Consider the following 13327-nt stretch of genomic DNA (forward strand, 5'->3'; position numbering starts at 1 on the left):
CAATACTAGAACTTACTGGAGTCGCTTCTTCGACGTACTACGACAGGAGAAAGTCCGAGCAACGAACCACGACGAAGAAAACAATCGCAGTACTTCGTGGTAGACCCGTGACAAATTACTCTTTTACGCGCTCAGGTGAAGCCGTCAGTGATGAGCAGATCGAAGAATGGCTGATGGAACTCGTTTCCGGTGAAGAGCATAGCTATGGCTACTTGATGCTGAATGAATGCTTGCGTATCCAACACAATCTGGTCATCAACAAGAAGAAAACGTACCGCCTATGCAAGAAGCTTGGCATCCTTCATCCGCAGCGGCGAAAGAAGATTCATTATCCACGGAAACTGGCTCGTAACCACACGATCAAACGTTCAAACCAACTCTGGCAGCTCGACATTAAGTACGGCTATGTGGCAGGTTATGACCAGTTCTTTTACATGGCGGGCATCATTGATGTGTTTGACCGCAGTATCGTAGGTTACCATCTAGGCTCTAGCTGCGACGCAAAGCAGGTCTGTCAAGCAGTAAGAACTGCCCTACGTTTACGTTTAACAGATGTTGAGGAAATGCCCATCATACGCACGGACAACGGTCCGCAATTCGTTAGCAAAGCATTCGGCGAGCTCTGCGAGGACGAGAAGATTACGCACGAGCGTATACCGCCAAAGACGCCAAATATGAATGCCTACATTGAATCTTTTCACGCAACACTGGAGCGAGATTTACTCACGAAAGAGGTTTTTGGTACATTCCAGGAAGCATACGACGCCGTTGAAACGTACGTTAATTTCTATAACAATCGACGCATGCACCAAAACCTTGGTAAACGATCCCCAGCTGCATTCATGCAGTGGGCAAGTGCCCACCCGGATCAGTTAGCGGACTACATTCGAGCCGTCTAAAAGAAGAAAACGAACGGAAAGAAGAAAGAAACAAAGGATTTCTAAGAGCAACGTTACTTTCGCTAACAATTCTCCGGAATTAGGGGGTCTGACCGTTTCTTGAAGAAAACGGGTTGAGGCGGTCAAATAAGGCCCTGTAGTTCCGCTGAACGCGGAAACGGGCTGAATTTGCTAGAATAGTGGCCCGTAGCTCCTCTAGGTGTATCGTTGGCCAACTTAACGTTAGTATGAACCCCTCTTCGCCAAAGTGTCTCAGTAATGCTGAATTTGTAGCGGCTATAAAGGTTCTACAACCTCAAAAATTCTTTCCTTTCGGGATCTTAACAAGCTAAACTTCGGAGGGGAGATAACTCCTCTCCAATGGTACTTTACGAAGGGAACTACAGGGCGCTATTTCATCGAAATAGCCACTTCTTCGCGCGAAGGGGAACTGTGGGCCTCTATTTGTCCGTTTTCTTGAAGAAAACGGGATGAGCGGGTCAAATAGTTATGATGAACGCACAACAGCCCCTAATATTTGCTGAATCGTAGGCTAAACTGGTAATGAACAATCAATCCATACCAATCCAGAGCTAATAAGCAAAATAGGAGCTGTTAATATGAAGCATACCACAAAATTCATAGGTTTAGACGTATCTAAAGACAAGATTTCTGTTGCTGTTGCAGACGCTGGACGCGACGAACCTCGCTTCGTTGGGCACTTCCCTCATAAACTGGAGTTCGTAAAGAAAATAATGAGACAACTCGGCAATGCTGAAAACTTAGAAGTTTGTTACGAAGCTGGCCCAACGGGTTATGTACTCTTTCACTGGCTAACTGCGCTCGGTATTACTTGTAAAGTTATCGCCCCTTCCCTCATTCCAGTCCGGACAGGCGATCAAATTAAGACAGATAAACGAGATGCCCTTCGTCTTGCTACACTGTTTCGCGCGGGAGAACTAACAGCTGTGCACGTACCAACTCCTGAACAAGAAGCTCTTCGCGATCTTGTTCGCTCAAGAGAGGATGCGAAAGAGGATCTCCATCGAGATCGCCAACGAGTATTAAAGTTACTTCTGCGGCGTCAAATTTCTCATCCACCTGCCATCAAAAATCGTTGGACACGAAATTACAGAGAGTGGTTGACCAGCTTGAAATGGGAAAGAGAATCTGATCAGCTCATGTTTCAAGAATATTTGCAGGCGATTCATGAATCCGAAAGTCGCCTTCAACGTCTGGAAGCGAGCATTATTCAATATGCTCAAAAAGGGGCTTTGGGTCCAGTCGTTAAAGCACTTCAGGTATTAAAAGGGGTAGCCATCATCTCGGCGCTTACGCTTGTTGCTGAAATAGGTTGTTTTACACGTTTCCGAAATCCTGCCATGCTCATGGCTTACCTTGGCTTGGTCCCACGAGAGCATTCTACAGGACTTAGTACGCGAAGAGGAAGTATTACCAAGGCGGGTAATCGTGGAGTTCGTCGCACTTTGGTTGAATCAAGTTGGAGTTATCGTCATAAGCCATCGATAGGCAGGGAACTTAGAAAACGAATGGAAGGTCAGGAAGGCGAACTTCTGGCTGTCTCATGGAGAGCGCAAATACGGCTGAACAGCAAATACTGTAAACTTGTGTACCGTGGAAAAGAATCTAATGTAGCTGTAACAGCAGTTGCGCGAGAACTAGTCGGATTCATCTGGGAAATCGCGTGTAAAGTCGAACGATCTGTAACGGCCTAAAACCGACAACAGGGTTTAGAGTGCCCAGCCGACAGGCTGGGACAAGACATAGTCTTCAAATCATCCGAGCTGTCAAGTCTAAACGTTGCGCTTCGCGGCCTTGACAGTCGATACTTTAGCAGGAATAAGATACCTAAGTATGGTGAAACAAAAGCAATAATTGGGCCCAGGAGCAAAGTAGGGGTTGAAGAGAGTCCGTGTGAGGCCTTATGCACAACTATAGGTTTGCTAATAGCTGCGTGCGACAATAGTTTACAGGAAGCTCTTCTTAACGAAAGTCATTAACTGCGGTAACCAGCCCGCGAATATCAGGATGCTAGCCGTTGCTTGCATTTTGCTCCTGTGCCGAGTTATTTGCTTACAAAAAACACTCAATTACTCTCGTACTAAAATGGGGGCTTGACAGAGTGCGTTCATATCAAGGCCCTGTAGTTCCGCTGAACGCGGCAACGGGCTAAATTTGCTAGAATAGTGGTCCGTAGGTCCTCTAGGGTGTATCGTTGGTCAACTTAACACTAGTATGAACCCCTCTCCGCCAAAGTGTCTCAGTAATGCTGAATTTATAGCGGCAATAAAGGTTCTCCAACCTCAAAAATTCGCTCCTTCCGGACTCTTAACAAGCTATACTACGGAGGAGAAGACAACTCCTCCAACGGTACTTTACGAAGGGAACTGCAGGGCGCTATTTCATCGAAATAGCTACTTTTTCGCACGGAGGGGAACTGTGGGCCTCTATTTGTCCGTTTTCTTGAAGAAAACGGGATGAGCGGTCAAATAAGGCCCTGTAGTTCCGCTGAACGCGGAAACGGGCTGAATTTGCTTGAATAGTGGCCCGCAGGTCCTCTAAATAGAAAAAGCCGCCAACCTACGGTTGCGGCTTCTTGAAGCATTATTTTAAAATACAAATCCGTTCCTACACAGAAGGCCGATTCGGCTGATGATGGCCAGGCTCAGTTGAATCCAAATTAGACTGCACGCGTGAAGATTGTTTCGAATGATCGATCGTGCTTTGCGCTTTTTGTTTCATACTTTTTTTGCCCATGATGAATTCCCTCCTAGTAAGGTGAGCCCGTAGAGTGATCTCTACAGGCTCTTGTTAATGCCATTAGACTTTAGTGCTTCTTGTGAGGCAAGTTACTGCCTGGCTGACCGTCACCTTGTGTCCTGAAATTCTTCGCGGCTTTCCTCTGCTTGTCGTGCAGCTTGCTAATGAAATGACTATCCATGAGCATTCGCCTCCTGAAGAAAGAATGGCACTACCCCTTTAGAATGTCACGCAAGGTCAAGATTTAAACGCATGGCTAAATTTAGAAGAGCGCCTCTAGCTTCTGCATCTGTTTTGACTCTTTCATAGAGTTCCTCGAAATTACTGCGATTTGCAATGAATTCAGGCTCTGTCTTAATGGCGATTTGCGTCCAATTAATCAGCAAATTCTCCGCTTGTGTCAGTTCATTATAGGCACGGTGCAGGCCAACGCGTTCAATGATATCTTCCATTTCAGTCTGTCCGACTTCTTGGCCCGCCTCTTTCAAATCGGCAATCCGTTTATCCGCTTGATTACTAATTTGCAAAAAATGCTCTCTGGAGGCTAGATAATCGATTTGTGCTTTGGAATGTTTCTTTTTCATGGCCATCACCTTTACTGTTTAGTAATAATAATTCATTAATAATAACAGGCTTGGATTTAAAACACAAAATCTATCCGATGACATTTCTCGCTATTCTTGGACAGACATTATATATTCCCAATTTGCATACCCTTTATCATCATGCTCTCTTCATAAAGAAAGGAAGGAACGTCTATGTGCGGAATAACGGGTTGGATAGATTGGCGGAAAGACTTGACCGGGTACCCGTCCATTCTAGAAAATATGACGGAAACGCTCCATTTGCGTGGACCGGATGCTTCTGGCACCTGGATCTCACAGCACTGTGCCCTGGGCCATCGACGTCTTAGTGTAATGGATCCGGAAAACGGCGCTCAGCCTATGATCCGGAAACAAGGAGACTACACCTATACGATCGTATATAATGGCGAACTTTACAATGCCCCCGAGCTGAAGAAAGAGCTCGAACTGCGCGGACATCATTTTCGAACAACCTGCGATACCGAGGTGCTGCTTGTTGCCTTCATTGAATGGGGGCGGGCTTGTGTAGACCGTCTGAATGGTATCTTCGCCTTCGCAGCATGGAACGACCAGGAGCAGTCCCTCTATCTGGTCAGAGACCGGCTTGGCGTAAAGCCGCTTTTTTATTCTCATCAGAACAGCGTCCTTCTATTCGGTTCTGAGCCAAAAGCCATCCTCGCTCACCCTGACTTTCAGGCGGAAGTCGGTGCAGAAGGGTTGGCCGAGATCTTCGCAGTGGGTCCTGCGCGCACTCCGGGACATGGTATTTATCGCAATATGTCGGAGCTGAAACCGGGACAATGCGCTATTTTTGACCGCAACGGCCTCTCCATCAGAACGTACTGGAAGCTGGAAAGCCAACCTCATCCGGATGATGTTGCAGCGACGGCGCTTCAGGTTCAACAACTGCTGAGCGACACCGCCCAGCGGCAGCTCGTCTCCGACGTACCGATCTGTACGCTGCTATCCGGAGGGCTTGACTCCAGCGCCCTAACTTCACTTGCCGCGGAGCATTACAAAGAAAGCGGAAAAGGCGCTCTGCACACTTTTTCTGTCGATTACAAAGATAATGATAAGCACTTCAAAGCCAATCTCTTTCAACCAAACTCAGATGCCCCTTGGATTAAGCGGATGACAGAGCATCTTGGCACCGAGCACCATTATATTGAGTTCGATACGCCTGAACTAGTGGAATCCCTGAAAACAGCCGTTTTTGCCCGGGATACGCCGGGAATGGCCGATGTTGACGGATCCCTTTATTTGTTTTGCCGGGAAATTAAAAAGGAAGCTACGGTCGCCATTTCGGGCGAAGCTGCGGATGAAATCTTTGGCGGATATCCTTGGTTCCACAACGAAGAAGCCCTCTCTGCCAATACGTTCCCTTGGTCACTGAAATTGCCTAACCGAGTCGATCTGCTGGCACCTGACCTAGTTGACTGGATTAAGCCAGTTGAATATGTCAGCAATCGTTATCAGCAGGCCTTAAGCGAGGTACCGCGGCTAGCAGGAGAAACGCAGCAGCAAAACCGGATGCGGGAAATGTCCTACCTCAACATCACCCGTTTCATGCCGACTCTTCTCGACCGCAAAGACCGCATGAGCATGGCTGTCGGGCTTGAGGTGCGTGTTCCATTCTGCGATCACCGTCTCGTTGAGTATGTGTGGAATATTCCCTGGGAAATCAAAACATCCGGAGACCGGGAAAAAGGCATTTTACGAAAAGCACTCAAAGGCGTTCTGCCTGATGATGTCTTAACCCGCAAGAAAAGTCCGTATCCAAAGACGCACAACCCTAATTATTTAACGGCTGTTCGCAAATGGGTGCTGGAAATTTTGGATGACCCCGGCTCACCGCTGCTGCCCTTCATTGATGTAAAAAAAATACGGGCACTCGCCAGCTCCGACACGAACGACTTCGATCTCCCATGGTTCGGCCAGTTGATGACGGGACCTCAGCTGTTCGCCTATTTGGCACAAGTGGATATGTGGTTGCGAAACTATAAAATATCAATTCGTTAATAGAAAAAGACCTGCTGTCCACTGTTGATGTGGGAGCAGGTCTTTTCATTAGGATTCATTTTGATCAGGAAGCCTATCCAGGAATAATCGTAAAGCTTTGGCGCGGTGACTAATTTCATTCTTCTCTTCCACCGTCAGCTCCGCCATCGTTCTTCCCAGAGAAGGAATATAAAACAGAGGATCGTAGCCGAAGCCACTCTCGCCGCGTTGTTCCGCTATAATGTAACCGGGGCAAGAATCCTCAGCCTCAATGGTTTCATTCGCCACCGGATCGATAAGCGCAAGGGCACAAACAAAGGCTGCCTCGCTTAAAAATTTCGGATGTCCTGCCTCCACAGGCAACCCATCAGCCGCCGCGAACTCGCTCAAAGCTTGGAGCAGTTTGTGATTGTTGGCTGCATCCGTTGCGTTTTCTCCGGCATATCTAGCCGAGTAAACACCAGGGTCACCGCCGAGCGCCTTCACGCACAAGCCTGAGTCGTCTGCAAGGACGGGAACATGAAGATGCGCCGAAATAATCTGTGCTTTGATCCGCGCATTCTCTGCAAACGTCTTGCCGCTTTCGACGATTTCCGGAAGATCCGTATAATCAGCCAAACTGCGGACCTTGTACCCTTTTGGGCCAAAAAGACTTTCAAACTCCTTGACTTTCCCCTCATTGCGGGTTGCAATCACAACAATATTACTTCGTAGCCGCATGTTGTACACCCCGAATACGATCCGCTATAGGGCCTAGCACTTTTGACTGCTCTTCAATCATCGTATGAATCCCTGATTCTGCAAGCGCAAGCAGCTCATCCAATTCCTTGCGTGAAAACGGAGAGTCCTCGCCCGTTCCTTGGATTTCTACAAATTGGCCTTGCCCCGTCATAACAACGTTCATATCCACCTTAGCCTGCGAATCCTCTTCATAGTTGAGATCCAGACGCGGTGTTTGGCCGATAACGCCAACAGAAACAGAAGCTAAAAAGTCGTTAATCGGAAACTTCGCCAAATTTTTATCCGTTGCCAGCTTATTGATCGCGAACGCCATCGCTACGAATGCACCGGTAATCGAAGTGGTTCGAGTACCTCCGTCAGCTTGGATAACATCACAGTCCAGGGTGATGGATCTTTCGCCCAATGCTTCCAAGTTAACGACGGAACGCAGCGCTCTGCCGATCAAACGCTGAATCTCCATCGTCCGTCCGCCAAGCTTGCCTTTGGCCGCCTCACGCTGATTTCTAACTTGCGTGGCGCGAGGGAGCATGGAATACTCCGCGGTTACCCAACCTTTGCCCTGTCCTTTCATAAAAGGCGGGACACGCTCTTCAACCGTTGCTGTGCAAATCACTTTCGTATCCCCGACCTCAATGAGCACCGAGCCTTCCGCATGTTTTATATAATGAGGGGTTATTTTCATAGGGCGCAATTCTTCATTTGTTCTTCCGCCAATTCGCATAAATCGTGTTCTCCTCCTGTCGCTTCCAAGGGAAGCTGAATACTCTTGCCCCATTGTAACAAAGTAGCCGGAGAAAAGCACCCTCATCAAGAACAATGATACCCGGCTGATCAAAAGGATAAGAAAACCTCTATGCAAGATTCCTTGCATAGAGGTCTATGAAGCGACGCAAGCTGATTAGGACTTCGTCGAATTAATATGAGCAGGTCTCGCTACTGGCTTCGTATAGTTCTGAGTACTATCCGAAGATGTAAATTTCACAGCGCCATCCACTTTAATTTGAACTTGCTTAAAGCCTGTGTTCTCCGTCAAGGAAAGAATAACGGACTTCAGAGCATCTTCAGGCGCTTTCTGGTCAGCGCCAAGCAGCTTATTCGAGAAGTCAACCGTAATCAAAGCGTCAGCCGGGCTAATGCTCTTCACTTCCGTTGCGGCGTTCAGAACGCTAGCCAGCCCTTTCTTCTGATCAGGCCCTTTGATCAGCTGATCTACAACGGCTTTAGCTACATTATCCGTTCTTTTGACGAGCCTTGTTACAGGTACATAATATTTGTAGTTTTGATCGTTTTGGTTAAGGAAGTAAAGCGTAACCGGTGTGGATTGCCCGAATTCCGCGTCTTCTGCTTTCTCAAGGTTAATCCCCATGGAACGCGCCAGCGGAGTATCCAGCGGCGTCTTGCCTTTTGGCATCTCTTTAAGATCCTTACCTTCAACACGGAGTTGAACTTTCTCTACCGTTGGGAAATTCGTCAAATTCCAAGTGATTGCTTCTAATATTTTTCTTTCGTTTTGCTGATCATACGTGAGGAACTCTTTTGAAAAATCGACAATGGCGCGTTTGTCTGAAGTTACATTTAAGGAGATGACTTTCGTCCCTTTTGGCAATAATGCCTGGAAGCCAGATGGGAGTAAACTGGAGACCGGACCGCCATCCACCATGTACTCCAGCGTCGTCTTCGCAACCGACACCGATTTCGGTAATCCCAGACTAAGCGGAGCGACGAAGCCTTTGGCATCCTTCACATACACCGTCATTTGGGATGAATTATCGTCGATCATATCGATCGTGACCGCAGCTGATGTCGTCTGAACGTCTGCTTCCGCACCCGTGGTCGGAGGTGCATCAATGTCAGCTTTTTTCCCAGTGCCCAGGACCGAACACCCTGTGGTCAGCAAGGCAATCACCCCCGCGATAGCGGCTGAACGAATCCAATGTTGATGTTTCATTTGCTTATTTCCTCCTTCGAGTTTTCGCAGAAGCCTCTTCTGAAGCGTCTGCCGCTTATTTACTTTTCGGCATGGCCTGTACATTGCTTTTTCGTATTATTATGTATACGGGGATTTGTCCGATTTATAACTACTTTTTGTCCACATGCTCAAAAAAGCAGTCCCGAAAAGCGTCCACCCTTTTTCTGCCCAATCCATGCCTTTTCGGCATCTTAACGCGATATGCTATACTTGTAAAAATAGACAGATTTGATCTAACTGGAGGCGCACAGATGAGAACATTCCTCAAAGATAAAACGCTCATTTTCAACGAATTCCGGGATGAAGTATTCAGTCACTATCCACAAGCCGTCATCGAAGAAGCTGTTGCCCGCCTGCTTGTGGAAATCAAAGGCATCAAAAAAATCCCTTACGAGACGATCACCACGACTTTATTAGGTGTTTTAAGCAAAACAGAAACTTACAACGTCATGACCACACTCATGGAGCTGCAAAAAAAGGTCAAACATGACTCCGAGCTTTTAGCTAGCATGAAAGACCCTGCCTACAACGTACATCGAACCATTGCCATGTCAATCTGTGGCTTGTATGGCAGCGGCGCAGCCTCCCTTTTTGGTTTCATGGATTGTAAATTCCGTTTTTTCTTTCCCACCAAACGCCCTAAATCGTTTATTTCAAAAGGCATTTGCGCGATTGTCGCTTCAACGGCAAGTGTCATCATTTCGGAGAATGTAAAAGTCGATTATTCGCAGCGCAATCTCGCTCTTCTGGCTGAGAGAGGTGTCCAGCTTGAAGATATGGTGGAAATTCTGGACCAGCTTCAGCGTCCCTACAATCCTGACATGGAGCGCAGCCTATGCGAAGAACATATTGTTGCTGTGCTGCGCAAACAACAGACCTTCCATGCGCTGCAGTTGGCGATCAAAATAGACACCGCCGTCGAAGCTGGCGAATTCAATCCGCAATATAATCATATTGTCGGGCAAGACGAAGGACTTTTCGGAGTAGATGAAAGTATCGCAACCGCTGTACCGCTGATGTATGGAACAATTGCGCTTACGAATTTCGGGTACTTGGACAAAGAGAAAATCGGGATCATTAAAGATTTGGACAGCGATCATTCCGAGGGGAAATGCAATACATTTATTGACGATATGGTTTGCGGCATTGTGGCTGCTGCTTGCGGCCGGTTAGCGCATAATAATATTCCTACTTATAGTAAGCCTTTGAAGTAGGGAAAGGCGTGGATGGTCGCGTTTTGCGAACATGCGTAATGCCGAGAAGATGAAGGCCAAGCTAGCGGAGATGCTGGGAAGACTGAAAGCGGTGATTGACGCGCGACGCGAACTCGCGGAGATGTCGAGAACAGGCGGAGCTAGCGGAGATGTTGGGACGATGAAAGCGGTGACTGACGCGTGATGCCAACTCGTGGAGATGCAGAGAACATGAAGGCAGTAACCGCCGCGCGACGCGAACTCGCGGAGTCGCCGAGACGATGAAGGCTGGGAGCTGTTTGAACGAGTCAGGAGTAGGTTAAGGGAACTAGAGGGTGCTATTTATGGGATATGAGCGATTTATAGATTTTAGCGGAACTACAGGACGCTATTTGATCTCAAACCGCCGAATTTCAGCCAAAATCGAGAAAATAGCGGATCGTAGTTCCCTTCAAACCGCGAAGTGACTGTTTCTCGCACAAATAGCGGTCTGTAGTTCCCTCCAACTCGCGTAAAGCCGCCGCCAATGACAAAAAAAGCACATCAACATCCGCTCAACATGGGGATGTGATGTGCTTTTATTTATTTAGCTACGTAGCGCACCAGCTCCGCGGCAGGGTCGACCTGCTGAACGCGGCCCTCCGCTTCCAGCAAGATGAGGTGAGCGATTGTCTCCGACAACGCGAACCTCATCTGATGCACGCTGAGCCGGTCGCCGAAGGTCGCGCGGCACACCTCATAAGCGCTAAGCGGCGCGCTTAGCTGACCCTCCATGAGCGCAAGCCGCTCATGATGATGGCGCACCAGCTCCTCGGTGCGTGCGCCAAAGCCGGACCAAGGCTCCCGGTGCCCCGGGTAAGCCATCTTGACCGGCAGCCTGCCGATCTCCTGCAGGCTGCGCAAGTACTCGCCGAGCGGGTTCTCTTCCACCTCCGGGAGGAAGGAAACGTTCGGCGATATTTGCGGCAGGACGTGGTCGCCGCAAAAGATCACCTCCGCCTCGGCATCGTAGAAGACCAAGTGACCCGCGGCATGGCCGGGGGTCTCCATGGCTTCGTACACGCGGTTCCCGAGGCGCACAGGGCCTTCACGCAGCAGCGTAACCTGCGGCTGCGGGGAAACCAAATCGACGAAGCTCACCATGTGCTTCGTCATCTCCGCTAGCCCGGCTTCCGGGAAGCCGTGCCGGGCAAAAAGCTCCAGCAGCCGCGCCGACATCGGCTGCTCCGGCCCCCACAGGAGCTGCACTTGCGCGTATCCGGTCTCCGAGAGGAGAACCGGCGCGCCCGTGCGCTCCTGGAACCAACCTGCCATCCCGTAGTGATCGGGATGGTGGTGGGTGAGCACGATCTGCTCGACGTGCTCGAAGCCGATCCCGCGCTCCTGCAGCACCTGCAGCCAGAGCGCCTCCGCGTCCGGGGTATGCAGCCCCGGATCCACGACCGTGTACCCTTTGCTGCCGCGAATCAGGTAGGCGTTCACCCAACGAAGCGGAAAAGGCAGCGGCACCTTCACTTGAGTAATTTCATCTGTATGTTCAGTTACGATGTTCATTTGCGAGTCGTCATCCTTCCTTATGCCCTACAAAAATCATCCGGCACGATGCATCAGCCTCATACGGATGACCGTCATAACTGCCGTATACGTGATCTATATGTAAACCTGCTTTTTGCAGCATCGCCTCAAACGCCACTCGGTCGTACAATTTCACCTGTTCCAAATACTTCCGCTCCGGAGATCCCTCCTGCGATATCACAATTCGCTTACGCACACAGCCATCTTCAATGGCTCTCGTTTCGAGAATTTGAATGTCTCCCTCCATCCGCTGTGATTGCGGTACGAGATGAGTTTGAACATAAATCGGATTCAGAAAATCGATAATAAAACGACCGCCCTCTTTTAGAAGACGATGCATCTCGTAAAACACCTTGGCATTCTGATCTTCCTCATCAAAATAGCCAAATGAAGTAAATAAATTCACAACCGCATCAAACTGGCGCCCCAAGGGAACTTCCCGCATATCACCGCGCACCCATGTCACACGCTTCTGCTTATCCAATTCTGCCGCTTCTGTCAAAAGCACTTCAGACAAGTCAACACCCGTGATTTCATAACCAAAATCAGCCAGTGCCAAGGAATGACGCCCCATCCCACAGCACAAATCCAACACCTCGGCCCCTTGCTCCAGGTCAAGCCAATCCATCATTTTTTTCACTTCATGATAAGCGCCTTGCATATCCCGATGCTTATATACTAATAAATAATCATTTCCAAAGCTTTCCTGATACCAAGCCATTTTATCACCTGCAATTTCTATTTATAATCGTTAGAGGTTTTAAAAAGAGTCCAATTTCTGCTGCACCCGGCGCAAGCTTTCTGCGGCTTCTTCCGTACTAAAGTTACCTGCTTCAAGCAACTTTTCTTCGGTATTTAGCAGTGTTTTATAAAAGGAAACGCCTTGCCGCAGGAACTCCGATTGGTCCGGATGGTCCTCCATATAATGAAACAGCACGTCCTCCGCCTTCGCGAAGTCGCCTTGTTTGTCATAATGGGCAAAAAGCAACCTCTTCATTTCCTCCGGAACCATCCAGGCCTTGAGCCGATCCAAACTGGTTTGTATGCGAGCAGCCACTTCTACATTCTCATCATCCTTAGGACTAACTTCTGGAGAAAGAGACAAGTGCAGCAGTAAATCGAGAGATTTTACATAGGCATGGTACGCCTCGTCCATTTGTTCATGCTGCTTCAGCAGATCTCCGTGACCGACGAACATATCTCCAATGACCATCGCTTTCGCCGTATCCAAATTTCCATGATAGGAGAGCAGCTCCAGGATATCCTTGCTTGATAAAGCCATTAACGAACGAACATTGAGCCCGAGTAAATGCCGGCTGGCTTCGTCCAACAGCTGCTGGGCATCTGCCAGTGGAATATGTTCCTTATTAAAAAGAATGCGATGCAGGACCTGAGTCATCTGCTCAATCTGCCGCATAAAATAATCACGTTTGAACATAAGAAACCCTCCTGTGCCCAAATGATATACCTCGTTTCAGCTTACCACGCCTCGGATAGAAACTCAAAAGCGGAAGTCGCCTATTTTTGCATATACACCGCACCATTGGCAGCAGCCCTTCATAAACTAATTTTGACTGTATCCCTAAACCTTGTATTTCCCAATACCCG

The 13327-nt window shown here is 48.5% G+C and carries 14 protein-coding genes; 5 read left to right on the plus strand and 9 right to left on the minus strand.

Annotation, left to right across the window (positions count from 1 at the left end):
* Positions 1–2 precede the first annotated feature (2 nt).
* Complete coding sequence (locus tag ACKTT9_RS32305; RefSeq protein ID WP_407873025.1) at positions 3–899, plus strand: IS3 family transposase; 897 nt, start codon at positions 3–5, stop codon at positions 897–899.
* A 599-nt stretch (positions 900–1498) separates the two neighbouring features.
* The gene (locus tag ACKTT9_RS32310; protein ID WP_407869224.1) at positions 1499–2614 is read left to right on the plus strand and encodes an IS110 family transposase; all 1116 of its coding nucleotides are present in this window, start codon (positions 1499–1501) and stop codon (positions 2612–2614) included.
* A gap of 913 nt (positions 2615–3527) precedes the next feature.
* On the opposite strand, the gene ACKTT9_RS32315 is transcribed toward ACKTT9_RS32310, so the two are convergent.
* The 3 genes from ACKTT9_RS32315 to ACKTT9_RS32325 all read right to left on the minus strand — a co-directional run bounded on the left by ACKTT9_RS32315 (position 3528) and on the right by ACKTT9_RS32325 (position 4243).
* Complete coding sequence (locus ACKTT9_RS32315; protein ID WP_258567559.1) at positions 3528–3656, minus strand: hypothetical protein; 129 nt, start codon at positions 3654–3656, stop codon at positions 3528–3530.
* 70 nt (positions 3657–3726) lie between these two features.
* The gene (locus tag ACKTT9_RS32320; RefSeq protein WP_082562468.1) at positions 3727–3840 is read right to left on the minus strand and encodes a DUF4023 family protein; all 114 of its coding nucleotides are present in this window, start codon (positions 3838–3840) and stop codon (positions 3727–3729) included.
* Positions 3841–3886: 46 nt separating this feature from the next.
* Positions 3887–4243 (minus strand): hypothetical protein, encoded by a 357-nt coding sequence (locus ACKTT9_RS32325; protein WP_407869225.1) that lies wholly within the window; start codon positions 4241–4243, stop codon positions 3887–3889.
* Positions 4244–4417: 174 nt separating this feature from the next.
* Here ACKTT9_RS32325 and asnB point away from each other — a divergent pair, with 174 nt between their 5' ends.
* The gene (asnB, locus tag ACKTT9_RS32330) at positions 4418–6262 is read left to right on the plus strand and encodes an asparagine synthase (glutamine-hydrolyzing) (protein WP_127455269.1); all 1845 of its coding nucleotides are present in this window, start codon (positions 4418–4420) and stop codon (positions 6260–6262) included.
* 48 nt (positions 6263–6310) lie between these two features.
* Here the strand turns inward: asnB and ACKTT9_RS32335 are convergent, their stop codons facing one another.
* The 3 genes from ACKTT9_RS32335 to ACKTT9_RS32345 form a co-directional block, all read right to left on the minus strand.
* Positions 6311–6961: an XTP/dITP diphosphatase gene (locus tag ACKTT9_RS32335; protein ID WP_407869226.1), complete on the minus strand. Its 651-nt coding sequence runs from the start codon at positions 6959–6961 to the stop codon at positions 6311–6313.
* Positions 6945–7703 carry a ribonuclease PH gene (gene rph, locus ACKTT9_RS32340; protein WP_157319244.1) on the minus strand — a complete coding sequence of 253 codons (759 nt, stop codon included), beginning with the start codon at positions 7701–7703 and terminating at the stop codon, positions 6945–6947. The genes ACKTT9_RS32335 and rph overlap by 17 nt, the downstream gene beginning before the upstream one ends.
* Positions 7704–7880: 177 nt before the next feature.
* The gene (locus ACKTT9_RS32345) at positions 7881–8930 is read right to left on the minus strand and encodes a GerMN domain-containing protein (protein ID WP_127455266.1); all 1050 of its coding nucleotides are present in this window, start codon (positions 8928–8930) and stop codon (positions 7881–7883) included.
* Between the two features lie 272 nt (positions 8931–9202).
* On the opposite strand from ACKTT9_RS32345, the gene ACKTT9_RS32350 reads away from it, so the two are divergent.
* The gene (locus ACKTT9_RS32350) at positions 9203–10165 is read left to right on the plus strand and encodes a phosphatidylglycerophosphatase A (RefSeq protein ID WP_157319246.1); all 963 of its coding nucleotides are present in this window, start codon (positions 9203–9205) and stop codon (positions 10163–10165) included.
* Between the two features lie 31 nt (positions 10166–10196).
* Positions 10197–10349, plus strand: a complete 153-nt coding sequence (locus ACKTT9_RS32355; RefSeq protein ID WP_407869227.1) for a hypothetical protein — start codon at positions 10197–10199, stop codon at positions 10347–10349.
* Between the two features lie 377 nt (positions 10350–10726).
* Here ACKTT9_RS32355 and ACKTT9_RS32360 read toward each other — a convergent pair whose 3' ends face one another.
* The 3 genes from ACKTT9_RS32360 to ACKTT9_RS32370 are packed head-to-tail and all read right to left on the minus strand — an operon-like array spanning position 10727 to position 13157.
* Positions 10727–11698: an MBL fold metallo-hydrolase gene (locus tag ACKTT9_RS32360; protein ID WP_407869228.1), complete on the minus strand. Its 972-nt coding sequence runs from the start codon at positions 11696–11698 to the stop codon at positions 10727–10729.
* Positions 11699–11708: 10 nt separating this feature from the next.
* A complete protein-coding gene (locus tag ACKTT9_RS32365; protein WP_157319248.1) occupies positions 11709–12440 on the minus strand; it encodes a class I SAM-dependent methyltransferase in 732 nt (243 codons plus the stop codon).
* A 39-nt stretch (positions 12441–12479) separates the two neighbouring features.
* Positions 12480–13157 (minus strand): DUF6483 family protein, encoded by a 678-nt coding sequence (locus tag ACKTT9_RS32370; protein ID WP_407869229.1) that lies wholly within the window; start codon positions 13155–13157, stop codon positions 12480–12482.
* Between the last annotated feature and the right edge of the window lie 170 nt (positions 13158–13327).

The organism is Paenibacillus sp. P36, from assembly GCF_045866505.1.
Classification (GTDB): domain Bacteria; phylum Bacillota; class Bacilli; order Paenibacillales; family NBRC-103111; genus Paenibacillus_E; species Paenibacillus_E chondroitinus.

Excerpts from the sequence above, each read along its gene's own strand:
- ACKTT9_RS32310 (WP_407869224.1), top strand. The coding sequence starts at position 1,499 with ATGAAGCATACCACAAAATTCATAGGTTTAGACGTATCTAAAGACAAG.
- ACKTT9_RS32315 (WP_258567559.1), bottom strand. The coding sequence starts at position 3,656 with ATGGGCAAAAAAAGTATGAAACAAAAAGCGCAAAGCACGATCGATCAT.
- ACKTT9_RS32320 (WP_082562468.1), bottom strand. The coding sequence starts at position 3,840 with ATGGATAGTCATTTCATTAGCAAGCTGCACGACAAGCAGAGGAAAGCC.
- ACKTT9_RS32325 (WP_407869225.1), bottom strand. The coding sequence starts at position 4,243 with ATGAAAAAGAAACATTCCAAAGCACAAATCGATTATCTAGCCTCCAGA.
- asnB (WP_127455269.1), top strand. The coding sequence starts at position 4,418 with ATGTGCGGAATAACGGGTTGGATAGATTGGCGGAAAGACTTGACCGGG.
- ACKTT9_RS32335 (WP_407869226.1), bottom strand. The coding sequence starts at position 6,961 with ATGCGGCTACGAAGTAATATTGTTGTGATTGCAACCCGCAATGAGGGG.
- rph (WP_157319244.1), bottom strand. The coding sequence starts at position 7,703 with ATGCGAATTGGCGGAAGAACAAATGAAGAATTGCGCCCTATGAAAATA.
- ACKTT9_RS32345 (WP_127455266.1), bottom strand. The coding sequence starts at position 8,930 with ATGAAACATCAACATTGGATTCGTTCAGCCGCTATCGCGGGGGTGATT.
- ACKTT9_RS32350 (WP_157319246.1), top strand. The coding sequence starts at position 9,203 with ATGAGAACATTCCTCAAAGATAAAACGCTCATTTTCAACGAATTCCGG.
- ACKTT9_RS32355 (WP_407869227.1), top strand. The coding sequence starts at position 10,197 with ATGCGTAATGCCGAGAAGATGAAGGCCAAGCTAGCGGAGATGCTGGGA.
- ACKTT9_RS32360 (WP_407869228.1), bottom strand. The coding sequence starts at position 11,698 with ATGAACATCGTAACTGAACATACAGATGAAATTACTCAAGTGAAGGTG.
- ACKTT9_RS32365 (WP_157319248.1), bottom strand. The coding sequence starts at position 12,440 with ATGGCTTGGTATCAGGAAAGCTTTGGAAATGATTATTTATTAGTATAT.
- ACKTT9_RS32370 (WP_407869229.1), bottom strand. The coding sequence starts at position 13,157 with ATGTTCAAACGTGATTATTTTATGCGGCAGATTGAGCAGATGACTCAG.